The sequence below is a fragment of the Spirochaetota bacterium genome, assembly GCA_038043445.1.
Lineage (GTDB): Bacteria > Spirochaetota > Brachyspiria > Brachyspirales > JACRPF01 > JBBTBY01.
In genome coordinates this window covers 1-22,690 of record JBBTBY010000072.1, presented here as the reverse complement: position 1 = coordinate 22,690, position 22,690 = coordinate 1, and the positions used below count along the sequence as shown (strand labels likewise).

Sequence of the window (22,690 nt, the reverse complement as noted above, 5' to 3'; positions counted from 1 at the left end):
TGTAAGCGTAACGACACGATCAATTGTGGAGTGCATGTATGCAGCGTATCCTTTTTATCATGGCGGCAGTGTCGCTCTGCTTCGGCATGCCGTCATATGATGACGTCCTCCTCGTTATTCGCGAGGGTGACAGTGTTTCCGCCGCGGCAGGGGCCTACTTCAAAAGCCAGCGTGCCATACCGGACCGCAATGTCGTAACGCTCCCCATGCCCATCGTTGATACTACCTACAGCACGTATTCGACGAAGGCGTCGCGGGAAGCGCTCGTGACGGGCATTGCGAGCTATATGAGCGTGAACGGCTTGTCAGATACCATCAATTACATCGTTCTCAGCGCCGGTTTCCCCAAGACGACGCGCGATGCCGACAGCGGGACGTCCGAATGCCTGCTCGATGTATATCTGATGAAGAGGCTTTCCGGCAGCGCATCATTCATAAGCAATAACCCGTATGCGTTCGTGAAAACGGCGAACTACAACGAGCGTTCACAGATAGCCTTCTCGAAGCAGAAATACGGATACTATATCGTAAGCCGCATCGACGGCCCGGGGCTCGTGCAGATAAAAAAGCTCATCGATAATGCCGGTGCATCCGCGTATGATCAGTATAAGACCGGCGTGAACTATGTATTCGAGGAAGCGTACGCAAGCGCTGTCGATATCCCGGGAATCAAGGCCGAGATTGAAGCGCGCGGGGGAACGGTCTCCTTCTATGATCGTGCGGTGAACGGTGCCATCCATGGCCTTTCCGACATAAGCTTCCTGCATCTTGACTGGGTCATGGGTGCTTCCGGTTCGTTCGACTGCCGGGATGAATGCCAGACATTCCCGAATATATTCAAGCGAATATCGTTCAAGCCGGGAGCGGTAGCATCGTGCTTCCGCTCGTTTCCGATGGCGTCATTCAATCGGAAGTACGGTGGTCTTAATGCATATCTTGGCGGCAGTGTGACATCATTCCTTGCATCCGATGGGGCGGATCTCGCGCTCCGGCACCAGAACGGCATAGCGCTCAATACTGTGGAAAACAATCTCTGGTGCGCTGTCGGCTTCAATCCGTTCTTCATCACACCGAATTCCGCCGGCGATATACCCAGGGATGAGAGCGAGAATTTCCGCGGCAACGGGGTTGTCGTGTACGATAAGAGCGGGAATCGTACGGCGCATTATACGACGGCGAACACCGGCGGAGCGCTCCTGTCGGATAATGTCTACTTCGTGAAGTACGACCCGTACAACAATCGTGTCTGGGCCGCCACCTACCGCGGGCTGTGTTATTTTGACTGCGTATCACGTACGTGGAAGACCATGGGTGCCGTGAATGTGACATGGTCGGCAAGCCGCGCGCAGATCTACGATATCTATATCGATCCCACGACCGCCGGGCAGCTCATCTACTTCACCTTCAGCCCGGGCCTTTCAGGATTTGCCCTCAATCCGACCGCTTCCCCATGGAGTTTTCTCGGCGAGTATCGGATCACCGACAATACGGTGCGTTACATCGACCTCGGGCTTGCAACGCGCCGGAATATCAGGGCGACAAAGACGGCATCGGACGTGATATGGGCGTCAGTGTTCGACGGTACCGTGTCACGTGTGGTGCAATACAATACCGCGACGAGCACGAAGACGTTCGATCTGGCGCTCAGCAATGTCTATGGTACGAATTTCGGGCGGGGCAACAATGACTGTCTCTATAACATAGCCTCGGCTGTCGTCAACGGGACGAACACGGTATATGTGCCGGTGAGCGCATCGACGCTCGCGGTACCGAACACCGTGTTCAACGGGATACTTGAATTGAGTGAAGGCGCGGGCGTATCATACCGCGTACTCGGCATGACCAACGGCTACAAATGCGACGGGAGCGCGGCCTATACCGACCGGGCGTTCAAGGTATTTCTCGATCCGCGTCTACCCGGAACGGTATATCTCCTCGTGCGGCGCTATTACTACAAGTCGGATGTCGCGAAATTCATGCAATTCGATGCTGCAAACCCGACGGGCGTTGAGCTCAAGGACGGGAGCATGCCGATAGGTTTTGCTGTGAACGATGCTGCTGTGGATAATGCGGTGAGCGGGAAGATATGGTTCGTGCGCTCCTACACCGGCGGCGGTGAGCAGGAGATACTGCCGGATTTTTTCGACAGCGGCCTCACTTCGGGTATCGGCGGGACATCGCATGATACGTTCTATTATGACGGTGTAAGTTCGTTCCCGGGACCGGCGGATAAGGGCACGATATCCACATCCAGTGCCGAATACAAACGGTACAGCGCGACCACCGCTGCGCTCGGTTCGCTTGCACCGCAAGCAATGCGCATGCTCGACGGCTATTCCATCGCCGAGGCAAGGTTCGGATCGCTCCTGACCTATCCGATACAGGGCGGCGGCGGGTATGAAGGACATCAATTCATCATGGACCCGAAATCGACGCCGTATGCCCCGCGTGTCGATCTCGCTTCGATAGAGAATACCATGACCTATGGAGGGGGCGTATGCCGCGTTGCCGCGAAGCTCCTTTCGCCGATGGCGAACCCCGCACTGCGTACGTTCATCGCATCGACGATACATTCTGCGACGGTAGTGCTGAAGAATGACAGCGGTGTCGCCATTACGCCGTCATCGATCGATTATATCCCTGCCGAGAACAAGATCGTGTTCTCAACAGCGGAAGCGCTCGCGAGCGGGACTTATCATCTTACCCTGCGCTGCGGCGTGAACGGCATCAAGAACGCGATGGGGGCAGCGCTCGTGAACACGCGTCCTCATGAGCATACGGATGAGATAACCATCGACTATAGCTATGTCGCGCCGGACATTACACCGCCGGTAGTGAGCGGTGCGCCGGACAGCTGCACGACGAATTGCTCGTTCACCATCATGCTCACCGTGGATAAAGAGTTCGGCTATTGGACGACGAATTCCGCAGCCGGCCCGTTCACCCGTTTCGGCACAGCCGGTGCTTCCGTTCCGATCCCCACGAATATGACGCTCTGGTATTACGGCCGCGATGCGCTCGGCAATAACAGCGTGACCAATTCCCGAACCTATATCGTCGACAGATCGCCCATGCCGATAGCGCTCACATCAGTCGCCGCTGATGTCATGCCGCTTCGGAACTTGGTGCGGATGCGATATGCGCTTTCAAATGCCGGTGTTACGGCGGCAATGACATTCGATATCACTCCTGCCGGCAGCAACCAGTTCACGGCGCTCCCCGGTACGATCTCGGGTGCGGTCGTGCACACCGCCGGAGGGACGTTCATCAATGATTGGAAAATACCCGTCGGCTTCGATACGAAACGCATCTATGATCTGCGAGTTACGGCGACTGCGGGCGGCAGGTCCTCTGCAAGTATCGTTCGTCTTGACCTCTCGCGCCTTTTCGCGGTCTCTTCATCGCTCGATAATGCACTCGCCATCGGCAGTCCCTACCGCGGCGGCGAAGGGATCACCTTCGTCAATCTTACCGATGATGCATCGGTAGCGATATTCTCCCTTTCGGGCAAGAAACTCGCGCAATTGCCCGCAGCGAACGACGGGAGCGGCAGCGTGCTCTGGCAGGTGCGTACCGACAGCGGCACGTCGGTGGCGCCGGGGATATACCTCTGCTGCATCAAATCCCGTGCGGGCACGAAGATCATGAAGGTGATGGTCGCGCGTTAGGCGCTTTCTCGGATGATAAGACGCGGGGTAAGTGTGATATCCGATCGTTCCGGCTCGCGTCCCGCCAGTCTGTCGTCGATGATGGAGAGCGCTTTTGCGGCCATCGTATCCATACCGTAATCGATGGTGGTGAGCGACGGGGTGAGACACGCGGCGATATCAAGATCGTCGCAGCCGATGAGGCGAATATCCTCGGGCACGCGTATGCCGTTCTTCAGGCAATGACGAAGTACACCGGCAGCATAGATATCGTGGAACGCGAACACGCCATCGATGGTCTTTATCTGCTCTTTTGCCCGTGCGAACGCACGCATGCCTTCTTCAACGGTATTCTGTTCCGCAATCGATACGAAGCGCCGGCGGCTCATATCGATGCCGGCTTTCTCTGCTGCGGAGGAGAAACCCTCGCGTCGCTCGTCGATGCGCGAGAGCACGCTGCTTCCGATGTAAACGAGGTTGCGCGAGCCTTTGGCGATAAGGTGTTCGGCAGCGATGACCCCGGCACGATGATTGTCCGGTACGACATATGCGCAATCGGCGTCGGCAAATCGCCTGATGACGTTCACTACCGGTATACCCCGCTTGTCTATCGCCGCAAAATGGCGGTGATTGACACCCGCGGGTTCGGGGAGCAGCATAATGGCCTTTGCCCCTGCGGCCTGGAGCGCATCGGCGGCTTCCCGCTCACGAATGGGGTCGAATCCTGAGACCTTGGTGATGATGTTGAACGCATGTTCGTCCTTGGCCGATGTGAGCGCTTCGAGGAAGCGGCTTAAGAACGGATTGTCCGCTTCGGTGAGTATGAGCCCGATGGCGACCGTACGCCGCCCCCCGATGTCGCGTACATAAATGCCGCTGCCGTGGCGAAGTTCTATGATACCCTCGCGGGCAAGTTCCTTGAGCGCGCTTGCGACGGTGTTCTGGCTCACCTTGTGTTTTGCCATGATATCGCGGACACCGGGGATACGTGTGCCCGGCGCTCTTTTTTTTGCGGCAATGTCGGCGACTATCTTCTGCTTCAATGCGGAATATTTCAGCATGGCAACAGTATATATCGGAATGGCGGGAGGTAAAGCATCCTGCGGTATTACGGCTGCGAACGGCCTTTTTTGTACTCGGTCGGTGCTGCGCCGGTGAGCTGCTTGAACGTTCGAGAGAAATGGAATTCGTCGTAGAATCCGAACATCGATGCGACGACGCGGACCGGCGTACCCGGTGCATGGGCGAACACCGATGCGGCCATGCGGACCTTGTGTGCGACCGCGAACTGATGTATCGATCGTTTCATGCGCTTCCTGAACTGCATGGTAAGCGTACGCCGGTTCATCCCCACCGCTTTCGCGAGCGCATCGATGGAATAGTTCTTTGCAGGGTTCATCTCGATGAGATTAACGATGTAGTCGATGGCGTTGGCGGCGGGGTCGTGAGCCGTATGCGCGAGCGCGGAGAGCTCGAGCATGAGCTCGGAAAAAAGCACACGTGAACGCATCCTGTTCGTTGCGGATGACGACCAGTAGTTCTGAACGATGCCCTCGAAGAGCGAAATGACCCGCGGGTCACCGCCCGTACGTATCACCGTCGGCAGGTACAGGGCGCTGTCGGTGTTCCTGCCGACGGCAGCGGTACGTATGAATGCATCGTCGCGTTCCGGATAGGCGTGCACCCACATCGTCCGTGTACCGTATTCACAGCCGCGTTCGCCGTAGTGACGGCGTCCGGCGAAGAGGAATATCGCATCGCCGGGCCCGAGCATGAAGCGCTCGTTCTCCTCGCATATCTCCCAGCCGCCGGCGACGATAAGGACGATATCATGAGCCGGCATGACGCGGTCCGGATGGAGGTACGGCTCCTTGAAGAATGAATAGTTCGCCGTTTGAAGCCTGCGGCATTTCTCGATAGAGAGGCGTATCATGCCCATATTCCCGATTATACATGTCATTTCCCACCTGTCAATTTCCCATCGATGCCGGCATGCGTATCTTCTCTTCAAGACAACAAGGAGCCATGCCATGAAAAAGAGATCGAATATCGCGGTGATAGGACTTCGATTCGGCGGCAGTTTCCCGCTGATATATCGTGACCATCCGGACGTCGGCAGTGTTGCGGTATGCGATTCTGACGAGGCGACGCTCACCTCGTATGCCGACAGATACGGCATTACGGAGCGCTTCCGCGATGTGAGGGACGTGCTCGCTTCTGACGATATCGATGCGGTGCATATCGTTACCGGCATTCCGAACCACGCCGAGCTTTCCCTCGCGGTGCTCAATGCGGGGAAGCATTGTGCGTGCACCGTCCCGATGGCGACATCCATCAGCGATATGAAGGAGATAGTGAAGGCGGAGCGCCGGAACAGAAGGAACTACATGATGATGGAAACGGCGGTATATACCTATCAGTTCCTCTTTGCCCGGGATATGCACGCTCGCGGCGAGTTCGGCAGGATACAGCTCCTTCGCGGTGCGCATTATCAGGATATGGAGCATTGGCCGCCGTATTGGATGGGGCTGCCCCCCCTGTGGTATGCGACGCATGCCGTTGCACCCCTTCTTGCGCTTGAGTGTGTGCGCGCGACTAAGGTGCATTGCTTCGGCACCGGCGTCATGCGCGATGAGCTCACAACGCAGTACGGTAATCCGTTCCCCGCTGAAACCGCTCTCTTCCGGCTCTCGAACGGCATTGCCGCCGAAGTGACGCGTTCGCTGTTCCAGACAGCGCACGAATATCTTGAATGCTTCCATGTGTACGGAGAGAAGCACTCGTTCGAATGGCACACGGAACACGAGATGCCCCTCGTGACCACGATGAAGCCCTCGTCCGGAGGCAAACGGGGCAATGAGATCGTGTGCGAACGGGTAGAGCCGAAGGACAAAAGGGAGTTGCTGCCGGAAGCGATACGCACATATACGGAGGTTCATATCATCCCCGATCCGAAGAACCCGCATCAATCGATAAAACAGGGCGGCGGGCATCATGGGTCACATCCGCATCTTGTCCACGAATTCATTCGGAGCATCGTCGAGGAGCGTCCAAGCGCCATCGATTCTGTCACCGCGGCGAATTGGTCGGCTGCGGGTGTCTGTGCGCATGAGTCTGCTATGAATGACGGCAGGGGAGTGACGGTGCCGGATTTTTCGTAGCGACAGGAGCAGACCTGTGGTTATCGTTTCAGCACCGGCACCAGTGATGAAGAGATCGGCAAGGAGCGAAGGGTGCTGCTCGTAAGCATGATCATATCGCCTTTTCTCGCGATGTGATCGTGCAGCCAGGCGATGACAGGACGTGAATTCAGACAAGCCGCAAGCTCACGGAGATCGCCCTTCTGGCCGGGGCGGAATGTAATGTAGTACACATCGGATGCGGCATATATCCCATCGGTATAGGCGAATACCGGCCGGGCGCTGAGATAGGGACATACTATCGATGCTGTTGTGAAGAGCGAGCGTGTGCGCGGCCAATGCAGAGAATACCACGGTATCTTTCCCGTTCGGCATTCGCGTCGAGCCGACAGTATTTTCCGATAGCGCATCAGATGGCGCCGTATTGCGGGGTATCGTCCGATATCGATAGTCCTGTCGATGTAGAGAAGATGATAGCGCGGTGATGCTATCCCTTTCGGTCCGATGTCGGTGTTCTTGTGGAACGGTACGAGGAGGGCGCGTTCCTTCCGTGATATGGTCGTTGAGAATTCCCGATACTGCTCCTCATCAAAAACGAATATCGGTTCGCCGCGAAGCATACCTCCGCTCGCCATACGCCCTGTCACACGCTGGGGGTTCGGTACGATGCCTTGCCGAATTTCGCAGATATCGCCGAGTGTAACGGTACCGCGTTCGGTCCTTGCGGGTTTTCGGGTGAATACCCATGAGCCCGTCATCGTGCGCTGCTCCGGTCCGGTGAATATTGAGATCGATCCGTCCTCGAATTCCGTGCTGTTCATGTGCGCGCGATATGCCGAGAGCATCGCCTCGCGGGTGCGGTCTTTCAGGAGAACGATGCGCGGGCGGTTCGCATCGCATGCGCTGCTGTCGTCCGTCCTCACCAGCGTGAACACGGCTGCGTGAACATTGGCCTGCGGGAACACGCCGGAACGCCCTTCGAAAATTATTATCTCGCGGAGCATCGATCGAGTGCGCACGAGTTCCCTGAGCCTGTCCGCGGATGCGGCGGTGAACCAGTACGTGCTCGTTACCGCCGTCAGCACGCCGCCCTCGGTCAGTGACTCGATACCAAGGGCGATGAACCAATAGAGATAATCCATGCGTGCACGATAATGCGTACGCCAGTGCGGATAGCGATTAAGGACATCATCGAACACCGCCTTGTTCCCCTTTTCGCCGAGATAGGGGGGGTTAAATACAGCGAGGTCCGCTTTGATCGACGATGGGTCGGCGGAAAGGGCGTCCGCATTCTGCATTCGAAGGTGTACTTCGGGGGCATGCATGCCGCGCCGTGTGAATTCAGCCGCGAACGGCATGAGGACGAGGAGGAGGTAAGAGCGCGCGATACGGAAGGCTCCCGGGTCTATCTCATAACCGTATGCCGAATCGATGACAGCGCGGTACTGTGCTGTCAGTTCGCTGTCCGAGAACGAGGGAATATCGCACGATGCGACGCGGCGCGCGAGCATGTCGATGAGAAAACCGCCGCAGCCGAACGCCGGGTCGAACATGGTGCCGTGCATGCCGCCGGCATATGCCAGCGCACGGCCGGTCATGAACGATATGATATCGTCCGGAGTATAGAATTGCCCTTTTTTTCTGCGCGTTTCGCGGTCTATCGACCGTTCGTACACGGATGCGAGCGCTCCGGCGGAGAGGGTGTTCCCGTCATCCGCAACACTACCTGAACCGCTTTCGGTGAAAAGATCGAACTGCCCCGCATCGAATCCATACGCTGTATGGATGATGCGTTCTGCATCGACAGCCTGCGGAGCATCATTGCCAATGATGCCGCATGAACCCCAGCGGCGTATTATCTCGGTACGAAAGCGATCGGCAGCGGAGCGGGAATGCACTAGCTTCTTTTGTTGAATTTATTCATCGCCGCGACCGGCGTCTGGAACATGCACATCCTGATAGCATCGATGATGTCGTCGGAGATACCGCGCAACAGCTCCCGCTCGGTCTTCGTGAACGGTGAGAGCACATGATCGGCGACATCGACGCCCTTGCGCGGGCGGCCGATACCGATGCGAATGCGCGTGAACTCCGGGCTCTTGAGCGATTCGACTATCGATTTTATCCCGTTGTGCCCGCCGTCGCTCCCGCCGACACGCACCTTGAACGATCCGAGCGGCAGGTCCATATCGTCATAGATGGCGATGACGTCCTTCACCGATATTTTCATGAAGCTCGCCATGTAGAGTGCGGCCTCCCCGGACAGGTTCATGAACGTGAGCGGTTTGAGGAGCAGGAAATCGACGCCGCTTGATTTGCCCCTGCCGAATATGGTCTTCTTTTTCCGGATATCGAGCTTTACACCGAGCTCTTTCGCGAGCCGGTCTATCATGATGAACCCGATATTGTGCCGGTGCATCGCATAATATTCGCCGGGGTTGCCGAGCCCTAGTACCAGTTTCATTCAGTGCCTTTCGCGTTCGTGGTAAGACGTGCGCACAGTATGCTGATGCACGCGCTACTTCTTCGCCTTGGCATCCTTGGGAGCGTCCTTCGCAGCGCCTGCCTTGGGTGCTTCCTTTGCCGCACCGGCCTTGGGAGCGTCCTTCGCGCCTGCCTTGGCATCCTTGGCGCCTTCTGCCGGGGCTGCCGCGCCTTCTGCCGCCGCACCTTCTGCGGGCGCTGCGCCTTCTGCGGCGCCTTCCGCCGCTGCCGCTGCGACCGGTTTGACCTCTTCGAATTTCGCCGGGGCAACAATGGAACAGAGCACCTTGCCGCCGTCATCAGCGAGTGCAACGCCTTCGGGGAGCTTGAGATCGCGCAGGTGGAGCGAATCGCCCATGCCGAGGGGACTGACGTCCATTTCGATGGCATGCGGGATATTGCCCGGGAGACATTTGATGTACACGGTATACTGCGAATGCTCAAGGACGCCGCCCTCGGCGATACCTGCCGGGGTGCCGTTGAGCTTCACCGGAACGTGCGTGCGAAGTTTCTTCTTCGAATCCACCTCGAGAAAATCGACATGGGTGACATGGCGCTTGATCGGATCGATGGAATAATCCTTCACGAGCACTTTCCGTGCCGTGCCTTCGCCTTCGATGGTGATATCCACGAGGGTGTGCTCGCCGGCTGCGCTGAAGACCTTTTCGAATGCCGCCAGTTTGATGGCGATCATGGTGTTCTCTTTGCCGTACATGACGGACGGGATGAAGCCCGTCTGTCTGAGCTTGTTCGTGGTGCTTTTACGCGCGTTCTCGCGCTTGATGGCGGTGAGTGATAGTTGTTCCATTGCTGTTACCTCGCTTCTTATTCGATAAACAAAGAGCTCACCGATTCTTCCTTGTGTATGCGCCGAATTCCTTCGGCGAGCAAGGTGGAAACGGAAAGCACTTCGAATTTCTTGTACTTCTCTATCTCGCGGTTCTGTATGCTGTCGGTGACAAGGACCTTGTCGACCAGACTGTTCTCAAGGCGCGAAAGCGCATCGCGCGAGAACACGCCGTGCGTTGCGACCACATAGATATTGCGCATGCCGGCCTTCTTGAGCGCCTCGGCCGCTTTCACGATGGTGCCGCCGGTGTCGATGATGTCGTCGATAAGCACGCCGTCCTTGCCCGACACATCGCCGATGATGTTCATCACTTCGCTCTCGTTCGCTTTCTGACGGCGCTTGTCGATGATGGCGATATCGAGGTTCAGGTGTGACGCGAAGTTGCGCGCGCGTACCACGCCGCCGATGTCGGGCGAGACCACGATCATGTTCGAATGATCGAGCTGTTTGAAGCGCTTGGTGAAGACCGAGACCGCCGTGAGGTGGTCGACCGGTATGTCGAAATAGCCCTGCAGCTGCGCGGTATGCAGATCGAGCGCGAGCACGCGATCGACGCCGGTCGTGGTAAGGAGGTTCGCCACGAGCTTGGCGCTTATGGAAACGCGCGGTGCATGCTTCCTGTCCTGGCGGGAATAGCCGTAGTAGGGAACGACCGCGGTTATCCGTTTTGCGGAGGCGCGGCGGAGCGCATCGATGATGATATAGAGTTCCATGAGATGTTCGTTCGCCGGATTGGATGCGGATTGTATGACATACGCATCTTTGTTGCGGACGCTCTCTTTTATCTGCACGAAGATCTCGTTGTCCGCGAAACGCGTCAGTTCCATCTCTCCGACCGAGAGATCAAGACCCTTCGCTATCTTTTCCGCGAGCGGACGATTGGACGATCCGCTGAAAACAAGTATGTCATAGTGAAGCATGCGCGTTCCTATTCTCACGTCCGTACGTTCCGGACGAGCGGCCCTCGGCGGCGGCCGGCTGTTGGGGTGGTAGGATTCGAACCCACGAATGACAGGACCAAAACCTGCTGTCTTACCACTTGACGACACCCCATCGAAACGAACCAAAAGGGTGCGAGGAATATATAGTAAAATACAGGATTTGTCAAGGGGAAAAAGCGCAAAAAAGCGGGTGATGTACGGCCGGGGCTGAGGCGTTTGACATTGACCGGGAGCTCTGGTATAGTTGCACGATGGCGATGGAAATACCGAGACTTACGGTGCCGTTCGACGAGTTCCCCCTGCGCATCGTCGAAAAGCGGCATGCCGCGGAAAGCACGCCCCCGGCGCACGTACATGACTGCAAAGAGCTTCTCTATATCGTCGAGGGGAGCGGGGCTATTGCTATCGGCGAGAATGAATTCCCGATAATCCGTGCCGATTGCATCGTTCTCAGGGAAAATGAGACGCATCGTATCATCGATTCCCCCGAACGACCCATCCATCTCTATGCCATCTATTATGCGGACACGCTCTGGACGAAGAGCGAACAGGATGCGTTCTTTCCCCTGTTCGATGCGCTTTCACCCGCCGACCGAGTCATTTCCACCTCGGCAAGCCCGTTCCTCGCGCGTACCGGATCGCTCATCAAGGATATGCTTTTCGAGCAGGCAAATACGTCGGGCGACAGGCCGCTCATAGCGAAGGCATATCTCTCCGAGCTTATCGTCGGCATTCTCCGCCATGTCCGTGCCGCGGGCGATGGTGCAGGCAGTTCGGGGATGTCGCCTACCGAGCGGAAAGTGCAGACCCTCGCGGAGTTCCTCTCTCGCTACTGTCATCGACGCAATTCCATAGAGGCGATGGCCGCGCTCGTACCCCTCGGTAAGCGCCAATTCAGCCGTATCTTCTATAAAGTGACGGGGAAGAATTTCAAGGAATATCTCAACCACGCGCGCATTGAGAAAGCAAAGGTCACGCTGTCGACGGGCGCGGATATCGTCGCAGCCTGTTTCGAGGCCGGTTTCGAGGACGTGTCGTACTTTTACAAGGTATTCAAGAAAGAGACGGGGCTTACCCCGCGGGAATACATCCTCTCCGCCGGTGTCAGAGCGGTAAAACGATAAGCGAACGCGCGAGTGCGTCCACACCGATGCCGACAAGGCTCCCGAATATCGCTCCGCCGATGACATCGAGCGGGTAATGTACGCGCACGATGACACGCGATAATGCCACGAGGATCGCAAAAACGATTATCCCGGCGATGAGCGCGGGGTGTATGGGGCCTGCGGTGAATATCATTGAAAAAGCGAACATGGTATGTCCGGAAGGGAATGAGTACTTGTCCGGCGGTTTCATATGCGGGTCGCGGTCGGTGTGCCGCTCGAACGGGCGCGTCCGATGCACGGTGTTCTTGATGAGCACGAAGACCAGTATGCAGAGCAATCCTCCGGAAAGCCCGCGGAGAAAATAGTACGTTGCCGATTCGACGCCGAACACATAGAACGAGAGCCCGAGCAGTACCCCGGCATAGCCGTCGCCCAGGCGTGATATCGCCTTCATGATGCGTATCATCCATTGCGGCCAGCGGGGCGTGGTGAGCATGCGGTAGAGGTAATTGTCAAGCCGTATGATGAACGGCGCGTCCTCCAGGTTGAGGCCGTAGAGGGCGCGGCGCATGGTGAGCCGCTTTGTGCGCTTTTTTGTTCGGCGGCGGTGTGCGCGCACGGCAGAACTCATTCGCCCGGCATCCGCATCGACTTTTTTTTCTGTGTGAATTCAGTGAGTACGCGGGATGTCTCACGGTTCACATATGCGGTGAGCACCTGACGGTCGGTATCATTGAGCGAGAGGAATTCGATGCCGATCTTCCCGCCGCGGACATGGCGTACCTTGCTCGTGAGAGAGAAATCTCCCATGTTGGGTATCTTGAAGATGAGCGTGAGCACATCGCCTTCGGTGAAGAACTGCTGCACCTTGAGCGAGGCGCCCGTCATCGAGAGATCGGTGACAAGGCATATCGACTTGGCGTTCGCGAAATCGTAGGTCGCCTCGAAGGCTACGCGCACCCGTCCGCTTTTACGCTTGTTCTTCGACTGCACTCCGATGCGCGGCGTTTCTTCGCGTCTCATGTCCCACCTGAAAAAGCGATCATTACGTTCGGGCAGTATACACCGGCTTCATACCGGCGTCAATTGACGCATCGCGTTTCTATCGGCGGAATGATTATGTTTACCTCGGTCGGCGTTCGTGCCAAAGCCCGCCGTACCAGGCGGACATGCACCGATACCGTTTCGATACCGTATATCCGTCGATGCGCTCTTCATTCTCGCCCCTGCTGTCGGCGCCGTCGGCATCCTCGACGTGCTTGTAGGTGATCGCAACGTCGATAGGCGTCTTCATTTTGTATGGCGCATGGCCTTGCTTTCCGCGCACGGCGCGCATGGCCGCATCGCGTATGATGCCGCGTGTCGTTTCCTTCGGGAGGCAGAGCGCGCGATGACGGCCGAAACCTGTTTTCACAACGGCGGTCTCTATGTCGCCGAGGAAGCCTTTCGCTTCCGCGCACACTTTATCGTCGCCGCTTACAAGCGTTACCGGCACGCCGCATTCACCGGCAATGGCCGCATCGATGGCCACTTCCCCGATGGGCGTTCCGTTGGCGGTCACGCGATGCCAATGTGCGGATGTCATCGTATGCTCGCAGACGGCGGCATACGTACCTGCCATGGCGTGATAGCCGAGAAGGAACATCATGGAGAATGAATCGTCGAGGAGGGGGAATCGCGGGTTCTGGCCCGGCAAGCCCCATATGAGCTTCATCGCAGGGTGTATCTGATCGAAGATGAAATTGAACGAACCGCTGTGGCAGTCGACGACGATGACTTCAGTGGCGCCGCCCGCGACTGCGCCCTCGACGGCGGCGTTCACATCGCTCATGATGAGCGGACGTGACTCATTGTACTGCGGTGTTCCCGTTTCCACGAATTTGCGCGCGGTCACTCCGGTTATCCCTTCCATGTCAACGGAGATGTAGACTTTCATAGTGACTTCCTTGTTTTAATGAAGGCTATCATGCCGACACCGAGCAGGAACATCGGGAACGAGTAGGCCATGCCTGCGGTTAACCATCCGAGCCGCCATTCATTCGGATCGCGTACGAATTCGACGAGGAAGCGGAACAGCCCGTAGAAGGTGATATAGAGCCAGAACACGATGCCGCGGCGAAGCTTCATTTTCGAGGCAATAAAGAGTATCATGAAGAGGAGTATGCCCTCAAGGAACGCCTCATAGAGCTGCGATGGATGGCGCGGCTGCGTGAAAGGCCGCATCTCAGCGGGAATAGCGAGCCATTGCTGGAATCCGCCGACAGCGTCGTAGCGGGGGAATTTCATGCCGAGGAAGAACGTCGTCTCGCGGCCGTAGAGCTCCGCATTGAGGAAATTCCCCATGCGCCCGAAGAAGAGCCCGAGCGGCACCGATACCGCCGCCGCATCGGCGATGGAGTAGAAATCGTATTTGAACGTACGCGCGAAGAGAATGACCGATGCGATCACACCGAGCATGCCGCCGTGATAGGACATGCCGTCGAAACCGAAATACGCGAACTGCCCCTCGCGGATATGGATGCCGATTATCTCCCAGGGGTAGAATATGAACGCATCGGGGTGATAGAAAATGAAAAAACCGAGCCGTGCACCCACGATGAGGCCGACGACAAGGAAGAAGAGGAGATCGTAGAGCCCGCCCTTATTCTCGAGCGGTATCGCAAGCGTTCCCTTTTTTATCCGTGCGCGGAGGAAATAATACGTGATGACCACCGCGACGAGATACATGACGCCGTACCAGCGTATGTTCCCAAGAAGCGGCCAGTCCGCGGGGAATACATGCGGTGATAGGAACGATGGATAATTCATTGCTGCCCCCGGTGTCCGTTTCTATTTTTCTGCGATGCAGTAAAGCGAATGATGCCCGCGCAGTATCATTTCATTGCCGACGACGGCCGCCGATGCCGAGAATTGATCGCTCAATGCATTGGTGCTTATGATGTGAAACGGTGCCTCGGCACGGAGCACGGCGGTGACGCCTTTGCGGCTCGTGATGTACACGCGTCCGTTCACGCCCACCGGCGAGGAATAGACGCCGCCCGGTATGTCTATCCTCTGTTTCACGGCAAGCGGCCTGCCGGTCTTCGTATCGATGACGGTGAGGAGCGCATCGTTCCACTTGAGGAAATAGAGGAGCCCGTTCATAAGGAGTGCCGACGGCACATAGGATGTGTCGTGCTTATACTGCCAGACGAAATTGGTGATATATCCGCGTGCGTCGGCGAGCGATATGGCAAGAAGCGAATTGCCGGTGAATCCGCTCATGAGATACACGGTCTTTCCGTCGGAGACCGGCGTGGGAATGGTGTTCATCGTCATGCCGCTCGCTTCCCAGACGATGTCGCCGTTCCCCATGGCATAGGTGCGTATCCGTTTCGATGCACTGACGACCGCTATTTCATCCCCGCCGAATTTCATGACAAGCGGAGTTGCCCACGATGATCTTTCATCGCGCTGTTTTTTCCATAGTTCGTCGCCGGTCTTCTTATCGAGCGCGGTCACCCACGACGGGCCTTCATTGTCCCAGACAATGATCAGCGCTTTCTCAGAAAGTGCCGGCGAACTCCCTTCGCCGAAGGAAAAGCGCATCTTCATCCTGCCGAATTCCTTTTTCCACAGCTGCTTCCCTTTCATGTCAAGGCAGTAAAGCCCCTGCGAACCGAAGAATGCGTATATGCGTTCGCCGTCACAGAGGGGCGATGCGGAGGCATAGCTTCCGTCGCTGTGCGTGCCCTCATGTGGTTTTGCTTCGCACACGGTATTCTCCCAGAGCGTCTTGCCGTTCGCACGGTCGACCGCAATGACAGTGAACTTTTTTATCTTGTTCCCGGCATCAGCGGCGGTAAGAACGATTATGGTGTTCCCCCACACGATGGGTGAGCCGTGACCCTTACCGGGTATCGGCGTTTTCCATTTTATGTTCTTTGTCTCGCTCCAGGTTATCGGCGGGTCGCCCTGCGCATAGCCGTTGGCGTCCGGGCCGCGCCATGCCGGCCAATTACCCGCAGCAGAAAGCAGGGTGATAGAGGCGATGATGAGCACGGCTGTTCTTGTGAGTGACATTGCTATTCCTTAAAACGGTTATTTTACGGCGATGTCTTTTACGACCATATCGCCGAATTGCGTCGTCGTGATGAGCTTGTCTTTCGGCGTCGATGTATCCTTCAATTCTGCGGTGCGATAGCCGGCATTGAGCACGGCAAAGAGCGCCTTCCATATCACATCCGATTCTTCGGTAAGTCCGAACGCCTTCTCGAGCATGAGCGCAATGCTCCCTATCATCGAGTACGGGTTGGCCATGTTCTTTCCCGCGATGTCCGGTGCCGAGCCGTGGGCCGGTTCCACATAGCACTTTTCCGGACCGACACATGCCGACGGCATGAGCCCGAGCGATCCGAGCACGCCGCCCGCCTGATCGGTGAGTATATCTCCCATCATATTCTCGAACAGCATGACGCCGTTGAACTGACCGGGGTTCTTCATGAGCTGATACGCCGCATTATCGACGAGGACGGATGCGTAGGGGACATCGGTATACTTTTTCCCGACTTCCTCGACGACCTCGTTCCAGAAACGCGATGTGGCGAGCACATTCGATTTATGGACATTGGTAAGCTTCACCTTCATACGGCGCGCCTCGTCATAGGCCACCTTCGCGATGGCGCGTACCTGTTCGTCGGTGTACATGCATTCGTCGAACGCGTATTTCATCCCGGTTTCCGTGCCCTCGGTCTTTTTCCCGAAATAGATGCCGCCGACAAGCTCGCGTATCATGAGAATATCGATACCGTTCCCGATGACCGACGGCTTTAGCGGCGAAAGCTCGGCAAGCGATGCGGGAAGTTTTACCGGCCGATAATTGGCGAACGTGTTGTAGCGTTTTCTGAGCGGCAGTATCGCGCCGATCTCCGGGCGTTTGTCCTGGGGTATCTTCTTCATATCCTCTACGGCGAGACCCACCGGCCCTTTGACGATGGCGTCCGCGTGGTCGCATATCCCTTTGGTCGCTTCGGGGAACGGATCGCCGTGTGAGAAATAGGCCGCCGCCCCGAACGGCGCTTCTTCGCGCGTAAACGTATGTCCGAAGCGTTTTTCTATCGCGGAGAGCGTTTTCAGCGCTTCGGTCATTATCTCGGGGCCTATGCCGTCCCCGGGGAGTATCGCTAATCGCTTTTTCATAGGTCGTCCTTTTCGTTCGCCCGATCGAGGGCGGTACAATTATAGGTAATTGGCGATAAAATGCAATCACAGCGCAGTTTCATCTTGACAAACCGTTCTGTTGGGGGTACAGTACGGCATTCGAACGATCGGTGGACATATGGATGTGCAGATAATATATATTTTCCGCTGGATGAAGAACGGGAGCCCCTTCTATCAGTTCGGCGAGCTCGTGAAGGTCGCGGAGAATAAATACATACCGAAGCCCCCGAACATGATACAGTCGCTGCCCAGTGCGCTCATGCTCGTGCAGCGGAAATATCAGAACATGAGCGTCGTCATGCTCACCATGGGTCTTACAGAGGCCGAATCAAAGCAGCTTACTGATTTTGTGAAGGGCGTGACCTTCATAAAAGCGGTCAAGGATGTGACGCGCCCGTACGGGAAACGCCTTGACGGCTCGCCCCTGCGCGTGTTCATCATCGGTAATGCGCGCGATGCCATCCGCGAGATAAAGAACGCCCTTGTCCGCGAGCATTTCGAGATAATGGGCTTGGGCAAGCTCGATGACCCGACGCTTCGGACCATATACCGCATGAACCGCAATCTCGATATGATACTGATCGAGGTGTCCGCTGCATCCATGCCGACCGATTTCATCGGGAAGATACGCGACCTCAACAAGACCATGATGATAGTGACGTTCTCTCCGGCAGGCGATGCCGTGCCGCCGCCGTCGCTCAATGTGAAGGGCCATTTCGCCCCGCCGTTCAACAAGGACTCCATTGCGGACAGCCTGCAGAAAATGGGCGACTATCGGCGATAGAATACGGACAGCTCGCGTACCGGGATGATAAGCGGCGCGAGCATGCGTTCTGCTTTTCCAAGTATCACGATGTTCGAATGCACATTTGTTGGTACCGATATCGTGTAATTCGTCTGCGACATCGACGGTATGAGGGCGATGAACGCGGACGGATGAGCGCCGCCATTCGAAAGTACGATGTTCTTCGCCCCGGACGAGCAATTCCAGACGGCAATATCGATGAAATTCGTATTGTATGTTTTCACGCGCGATGCGTTCGAACTGTATCGCGGATATACAGCAAGTATGATCTCATCCATGACCGCCGGTGATGCGGGCGCTGCTTTCGGCATGAGCAGAACTGCCCGCGTGCCATCCGCCAGTATCGCTCCGGTGTTCGATACGCCGATGTCGCTGCATACGGCGGTGACACTTCTTCCCTTGCCGCCGAGAGCGAGCGCCAGTTCGATCGCGCGTCGATCCCAGTGATGAGCCGGCGCATCGTATATGAATTCCCATGTATCGATCCCGCGATATGCCTTCGCTCTGTCATAGGCGAAGCGATAGTACGAGGCGATATCGTACTGTCCGTTCGTTTGGATGAATATCGGTACTGATTGCGCAATGCGAAGCGGCAGTTTCTTTGCAATGAAGGGGTGTGCGCGGTTCGATACATCGTCTGCTGTGTTCGTCGCGTCGAAGCGGATGCGTACCGCGGCGCGTATATGCGATGCGATGGCAATGATGTCTCCCGGTGAGGCGGCGTCCGCCGAAGCTACGGAGAGGAGATATGCGTTCGTCGCCGGATCTACCCGGGCGAACGGGATGGACAGCGGTGCATTCGAGCCTTCGGTAATGACGGCCGTATACCCCCCGATGGGGACATCCGGGATGCGAAGTTCGGAAGCGAAAAGCCATCCGCCGCAGGCGATCTCGTTGCTTTTCCGGTCCAGTATTCGATACATGAGCGGCCGCGGCGGGGCATATCCTCTCGGTGCGAACAGCGGCGCATTGGTGAATAATCCCATCGGGGCGGCACGGACACGAAGCGGCATAGATATGACCGTGAACGGTTCGCGCAGAATGGCGATGGCATCGACAGCGTCGGCCGACCCCGGGGAGGCATATACGTGAAGGGTGTGCGGTCCTCTGGTGAAATCTGCCAGCATGAGATGCTTCCAATCGCTCTGCACGGTTACGGATGATGCCGGTATCGAAGAACGCGCCGTCAGGTCAAGGGAGTAGTGCAGGGGTGAGGGTGCACGCGCATTCGTACCTGTGTTCCGTTCTGCGATGGAGATGAGATACTGACCACCCACCGTAATGGAAAATGAATAGCGGGCAAGCGATGTGTTGGTCGCATTATTCGCGTGCGCGGCATGGGGAGCCCATGATCGTCCGCCGTATGCGTTCGTGTCGGCGATGATGATGCCATTATCATTCTGGTCGAACGCTTCGCCTTCTATCCACACGGTATGCTGCGGGCGGTCCGGCGCGCGATGCATCCACGGCGGTATATCGCGTACGGTCTGCGCGAAGGAGATCCCGGCAAAAAGTATCCCGCTGATAAAAAATTTCATTTTTTGGAGCATTCGATTCATAGGATAATAGCGCAGGTGGGATTAAATCGCAATGAAGACTGCCGAAAGAATGAAGGTCATCTGCTGCTGCAGGTCCATGGATATAGTAGTGTCATCGGGGTGATGAAAACAAGGGGGCATGCCCTCTTGTCCCTTTTTTCGCGACGGTCCCAAAGGCGAATACATAGTGGCGGGTGAGTGAATTTTTTTGTAGGTGAAATATACTGATCGATTAACGCCGGATTAAGAGGGATAGACACGAATTGCACGAATAAACACGAATAATTCGTGGGAATTAGTGTAATTCGTGTCTGGCTAACCATAGCCATTTGCAATTATTTCGCTGCGTTACCACAATAGAAAGTCACACACTAGTGGCGGTGGGGGCTTCCAATTTTTTTTAAATATGCTATATTCCCCGACGGATGTAATGTGGATCGAAAGGGTTGTCGGTAGACTCGTTGGATATCGTTGCCTGCCGTAAGCCCATTTTTGATCGTCAAGAAAGGGGATGGCAGTGTATCGATATAACTGTATGTTTTTTATTGTTGTGCTGCTGGTGTCGGGGGGTATTGTTTTTCCCGGCGTTGTTATCAGCGAGGTATACCAGAAGACGAAATTCGACACGCATGACCAATGGGTCGAATTATATAATGATTCCAGCGTCCCCATCGAGATCGCGAATTATCGATTAAGCACGAATTGGTCGGCGACGGGATGCGAAAGGGTGATAATGCCGTGGAATGCCGGCGGCGGAGCGGCGCTCACCAATGCGAATGTCGCGGTCGATACGACGATAGTCCCCGCATATGGCTATGCGGTGATACTTGATAAGGACTATGCGAACGAGGAGCCGTTCGATATACCGCCGGGCAGCGCGAACACAATAGTGCTCACGGTGAACGGTACGACACTGGTCGAAGGCACGTTCTCGTCGGGCAAGTCCGTTGTCCTTAAGGATGCGGCGAATATCCCCGTTGACAGCGCGGGAACGCCGGGTGTAAGCGACGGTATTCCCGATTACGGCATCGTGAACGGCGTCAGCGCGGAGAGGATATCGATACATGCGCCGGATGCGGTATCGAATTGGGGGGCGTCGGTGTCCGCAAGCGGCCATACCATCGGAAGGGCGAATTCACTTTCATCGCTCTATCGGGGCGGATCGGCGATACGGCTGGCGCTGAACCCCTTCTCGGGAACGGCATCGGTGATAGGCATTCCTTTCGCGGTGGAGATTTTTGCGCTCACGCCAGCGGGCGGTATCGACGGTACATGCAATGTACGCGCAGCATTGTCCTTCTCGGAAATGATGGACATACAGTTCTATGGAGCGCTCATCGACTATGATAAGAGCGACAGGTCCATCTCGATGACGATGCGGAACGGGCGCAGCGGGGTATTCTACCTGCGGTCACGCCACGCCGGTACAAAGTCCGTACAGCTGTCGTCCGGTGCCGTCAATGGAACGGCGATGCTTTCCGTGAGCGAACTCTCCGGCGCCGGGGCGGGGAGGCTTTTCTTTTCGGAGATAATGTACGCGAACACCGGCAGCCCCGATTATGTTCGGATACTCACCGGCGCGCTGCTCCGGACGAAGGTGCGCTGGATAGAGCTCTTTAACAGCGGGAGTACGCCCATCGATCTCGGGGGCTCTATTCTGCAGAAGCGGTCGGAAAGTACGGCTTCATCGATATCCGAATATACCTTGCCCGCATGCAGCATACCGGCGGGGGGATACTGTATCATCGCTGAAAAGAAGGATGATTTCGCTGCCGTGTACGGCACTCCGTGTGCGCTCGCTGAAATCGACTTCGGCGGTCTTGCTCAGGAGCAGACGCTGGTGCTGCTTGATGCCGCAGGGCGACCCGTGGATGTCCTTGCGTATGATCTTGCTTCGTATATGTCGGATATCGTGCGCGCGGGTACGGTGAATGGGCGGGAGATGCAGATAGCCGATCGCAATTGCGTGTCCCTTGAGCGCAGGTCCTTCTCCCGGTCGTCGCTCATGAAGGAGAATTGGGCGAATGCACGAAGGACGATAGGGACGGCAACGTATCTTATCAAAGGGGTTGGCTCGGTCACCAATACGAACACGACGTTTCTCCTCGCAAGCCCCGGGGCGGTGAACAGTATTTCCGCATCGGGCGGCACGCCGCTTGCGGTAGCCATCGAGCGCAGGAAATATGTGTTCTCAAAGGCTCTCGGACCGCTCGGGATATCGTTCTCGGTCAATGCTCCATGCCAATGCGATGTAAAGGTCTTTACAAGGGCGGGGCGCTGTCTCGGGGCGCTCGGGACGAAGATACTTCCGGCTGTCGGGTCCCCGCACTCGATATACTTCGGCGGAGCGGTCGAGGGAAGAACGCTTCGGCCGGACCTCTATTTCATTCAGATATATGCCGTCGATACCGACGCGGGGATATCGGCGGGAACGCGGTACTATTTTGCGGTGAAGGACTGATGCGTATGAGATATCTGATGGCATTGATACTCTGTGTGAACGCGGCGCTTATCGGCTATGAATCCGTGCCGTTCGCAAGCGCGCGTGCCTCGTCGCTCGGCAATGCATCGGCAGCGCTTGTCGGCATCGGGATGAACCCCGCTGCGATAGGACCTGCCCGGGGAGTGAAAGCGACGGGGGCATATTATACGCCATATATGGAGGGCGATATCCTCTATTATGGGATCGCCGGCGTATGGGGTAATCCCTGGTCATCGTTCGCTGTATCGTATCGCTCGTATTCCCTCTCGTTCTTCTCTGAAATAAATGCGTCGGCTGTACATGCTTTCACTCCAATTCTCGATATCTCCGTCGGGTATGCCGTCGATTATCATCATGTCGTCATTGACGATGTTCAAAAGGATGCGCTCTCCTTAAGCATCGGTGCCCTGTGGCACAGCGAATGCGTATCCATTGGCGGCGGTGTGAACGGCATTACTCTCGCCGGTGATGCGAACTATATGGAGGATATGTTTTTCT

19 protein-coding genes and 1 tRNA gene are annotated in these 22,690 nt (G+C 56.5%); 6 read left to right on the top strand and 14 right to left on the bottom strand.

All coding sequences use genetic code 11. The annotated features are described in order from the left end of the window. The first annotated feature begins 38 nt into the window (after nucleotides 1-38). Nucleotides 39-3,668 carry a hypothetical protein gene (locus tag AABZ39_11395; protein ID MEK6795376.1) on the top strand — a complete coding sequence of 1,210 codons (3,630 nt, stop codon included), beginning with the start codon at nucleotides 39-41 and terminating at the stop codon, nucleotides 3,666-3,668. Here the strand turns inward: AABZ39_11395 and AABZ39_11390 are convergent. Together AABZ39_11390 and AABZ39_11385 are read right to left on the bottom strand one after the other, a co-directional pair. Next, nucleotides 3,665-4,708, bottom strand: a complete 1,044-nt coding sequence (locus tag AABZ39_11390; GenBank protein ID MEK6795375.1) for a LacI family DNA-binding transcriptional regulator — start codon at nucleotides 4,706-4,708, stop codon at nucleotides 3,665-3,667. The genes AABZ39_11395 and AABZ39_11390 overlap by 4 nt on opposite strands. Before the next feature lie 47 nt (nucleotides 4,709-4,755). Further along, entirely contained in the window at nucleotides 4,756-5,607 is an 852-nt protein-coding gene (locus tag AABZ39_11385) for an AraC family transcriptional regulator (GenBank protein ID MEK6795374.1), read from the bottom strand. Nucleotides 5,608-5,677: 70 nt separating this feature from the next. Here AABZ39_11385 and AABZ39_11380 point away from each other — a divergent pair, with 70 nt between their 5' ends. Further along, the gene (locus tag AABZ39_11380; GenBank protein ID MEK6795373.1) at nucleotides 5,678-6,808 is read left to right on the top strand and encodes a Gfo/Idh/MocA family oxidoreductase; all 1,131 of its coding nucleotides are present in this window, start codon (nucleotides 5,678-5,680) and stop codon (nucleotides 6,806-6,808) included. A gap of 20 nt (nucleotides 6,809-6,828) precedes the next feature. Here the strand turns inward: AABZ39_11380 and AABZ39_11375 are convergent, their stop codons facing one another. The 5 genes from AABZ39_11375 to AABZ39_11355 form a co-directional block, all read right to left on the bottom strand. After that, nucleotides 6,829-8,685: an N-6 DNA methylase gene (locus AABZ39_11375; protein MEK6795372.1), complete on the bottom strand. Its 1,857-nt coding sequence runs from the start codon at nucleotides 8,683-8,685 to the stop codon at nucleotides 6,829-6,831. After that, nucleotides 8,685-9,251: an aminoacyl-tRNA hydrolase gene (gene pth, locus AABZ39_11370; GenBank protein ID MEK6795371.1), complete on the bottom strand. Its 567-nt coding sequence runs from the start codon at nucleotides 9,249-9,251 to the stop codon at nucleotides 8,685-8,687. The genes AABZ39_11375 and pth overlap by 1 nt, the downstream gene beginning before the upstream one ends. A 54-nt stretch (nucleotides 9,252-9,305) precedes the next feature. Next, on the bottom strand, nucleotides 9,306-10,079 hold the full coding sequence (locus AABZ39_11365; protein ID MEK6795370.1) for a 50S ribosomal protein L25: 774 nt from the start codon (nucleotides 10,077-10,079) through the stop codon (nucleotides 9,306-9,308). Nucleotides 10,080-10,096: 17 nt separating this feature from the next. Continuing rightward, on the bottom strand, nucleotides 10,097-11,041 hold the full coding sequence (locus AABZ39_11360; GenBank protein ID MEK6795369.1) for a ribose-phosphate pyrophosphokinase: 945 nt from the start codon (nucleotides 11,039-11,041) through the stop codon (nucleotides 10,097-10,099). A gap of 61 nt (nucleotides 11,042-11,102) precedes the next feature. Then, a tRNA-Gln gene (locus AABZ39_11355) sits at nucleotides 11,103-11,174 on the bottom strand. Nucleotides 11,175-11,319: 145 nt separating this feature from the next. Between AABZ39_11355 and AABZ39_11350 the strand changes: the two genes are divergently transcribed. Beyond that, nucleotides 11,320-12,186, top strand: a complete 867-nt coding sequence (locus AABZ39_11350) for an AraC family transcriptional regulator (GenBank protein MEK6795368.1) — start codon at nucleotides 11,320-11,322, stop codon at nucleotides 12,184-12,186. Here the strand turns inward: AABZ39_11350 and AABZ39_11345 are convergent. The 6 genes from AABZ39_11345 to leuB form a co-directional block, all read right to left on the bottom strand. Continuing rightward, nucleotides 12,167-12,787 carry a phosphatase PAP2 family protein gene (locus AABZ39_11345; GenBank protein MEK6795367.1) on the bottom strand — a complete coding sequence of 207 codons (621 nt, stop codon included), beginning with the start codon at nucleotides 12,785-12,787 and terminating at the stop codon, nucleotides 12,167-12,169. The genes AABZ39_11350 and AABZ39_11345 overlap by 20 nt on opposite strands. Nucleotides 12,788-12,795: 8 nt before the next feature. Continuing rightward, nucleotides 12,796-13,191, bottom strand: coding sequence for a PilZ domain-containing protein (locus AABZ39_11340; GenBank protein MEK6795366.1), 396 nt, complete (start codon nucleotides 13,189-13,191; stop codon nucleotides 12,796-12,798). A 100-nt stretch (nucleotides 13,192-13,291) separates the two neighbouring features. Continuing rightward, nucleotides 13,292-14,104, bottom strand: a complete 813-nt coding sequence (locus AABZ39_11335; protein MEK6795365.1) for a M55 family metallopeptidase — start codon at nucleotides 14,102-14,104, stop codon at nucleotides 13,292-13,294. Beyond that, complete coding sequence (gene lgt, locus AABZ39_11330) at nucleotides 14,101-14,976, bottom strand: prolipoprotein diacylglyceryl transferase (protein MEK6795364.1); 876 nt, start codon at nucleotides 14,974-14,976, stop codon at nucleotides 14,101-14,103. Before lgt ends, AABZ39_11335 begins: the two co-directional genes overlap by 4 nt. Before the next feature lie 21 nt (nucleotides 14,977-14,997). After that, nucleotides 14,998-16,230: a PQQ-binding-like beta-propeller repeat protein gene (locus tag AABZ39_11325; GenBank protein MEK6795363.1), complete on the bottom strand. Its 1,233-nt coding sequence runs from the start codon at nucleotides 16,228-16,230 to the stop codon at nucleotides 14,998-15,000. Nucleotides 16,231-16,248: 18 nt separating this feature from the next. Then, nucleotides 16,249-17,346: a 3-isopropylmalate dehydrogenase gene (gene leuB / locus AABZ39_11320; protein ID MEK6795362.1), complete on the bottom strand. Its 1,098-nt coding sequence runs from the start codon at nucleotides 17,344-17,346 to the stop codon at nucleotides 16,249-16,251. Nucleotides 17,347-17,485: 139 nt separating this feature from the next. On the opposite strand from leuB, the gene AABZ39_11315 reads away from it, so the two are divergent. Next, complete coding sequence (locus AABZ39_11315; GenBank protein ID MEK6795361.1) at nucleotides 17,486-18,151, top strand: hypothetical protein; 666 nt, start codon at nucleotides 17,486-17,488, stop codon at nucleotides 18,149-18,151. Here the strand turns inward: AABZ39_11315 and AABZ39_11310 are convergent. Then, nucleotides 18,139-19,710 carry a hypothetical protein gene (locus AABZ39_11310; protein ID MEK6795360.1) on the bottom strand — a complete coding sequence of 524 codons (1,572 nt, stop codon included), beginning with the start codon at nucleotides 19,708-19,710 and terminating at the stop codon, nucleotides 18,139-18,141. The genes AABZ39_11315 and AABZ39_11310 overlap by 13 nt on opposite strands. Nucleotides 19,711-20,245: 535 nt before the next feature. Here AABZ39_11310 and AABZ39_11305 point away from each other — a divergent pair. Both AABZ39_11305 and AABZ39_11300 read left to right on the top strand, forming a co-directional pair. After that, nucleotides 20,246-22,171 (top strand): lamin tail domain-containing protein, encoded by a 1,926-nt coding sequence (locus AABZ39_11305; protein ID MEK6795359.1) that lies wholly within the window; start codon nucleotides 20,246-20,248, stop codon nucleotides 22,169-22,171. 17 nt (nucleotides 22,172-22,188) lie between these two features. Continuing rightward, nucleotides 22,189-22,690: hypothetical protein (locus tag AABZ39_11300; GenBank protein ID MEK6795358.1), on the top strand; the 502-nt coding region annotated here is incomplete at its 3' end.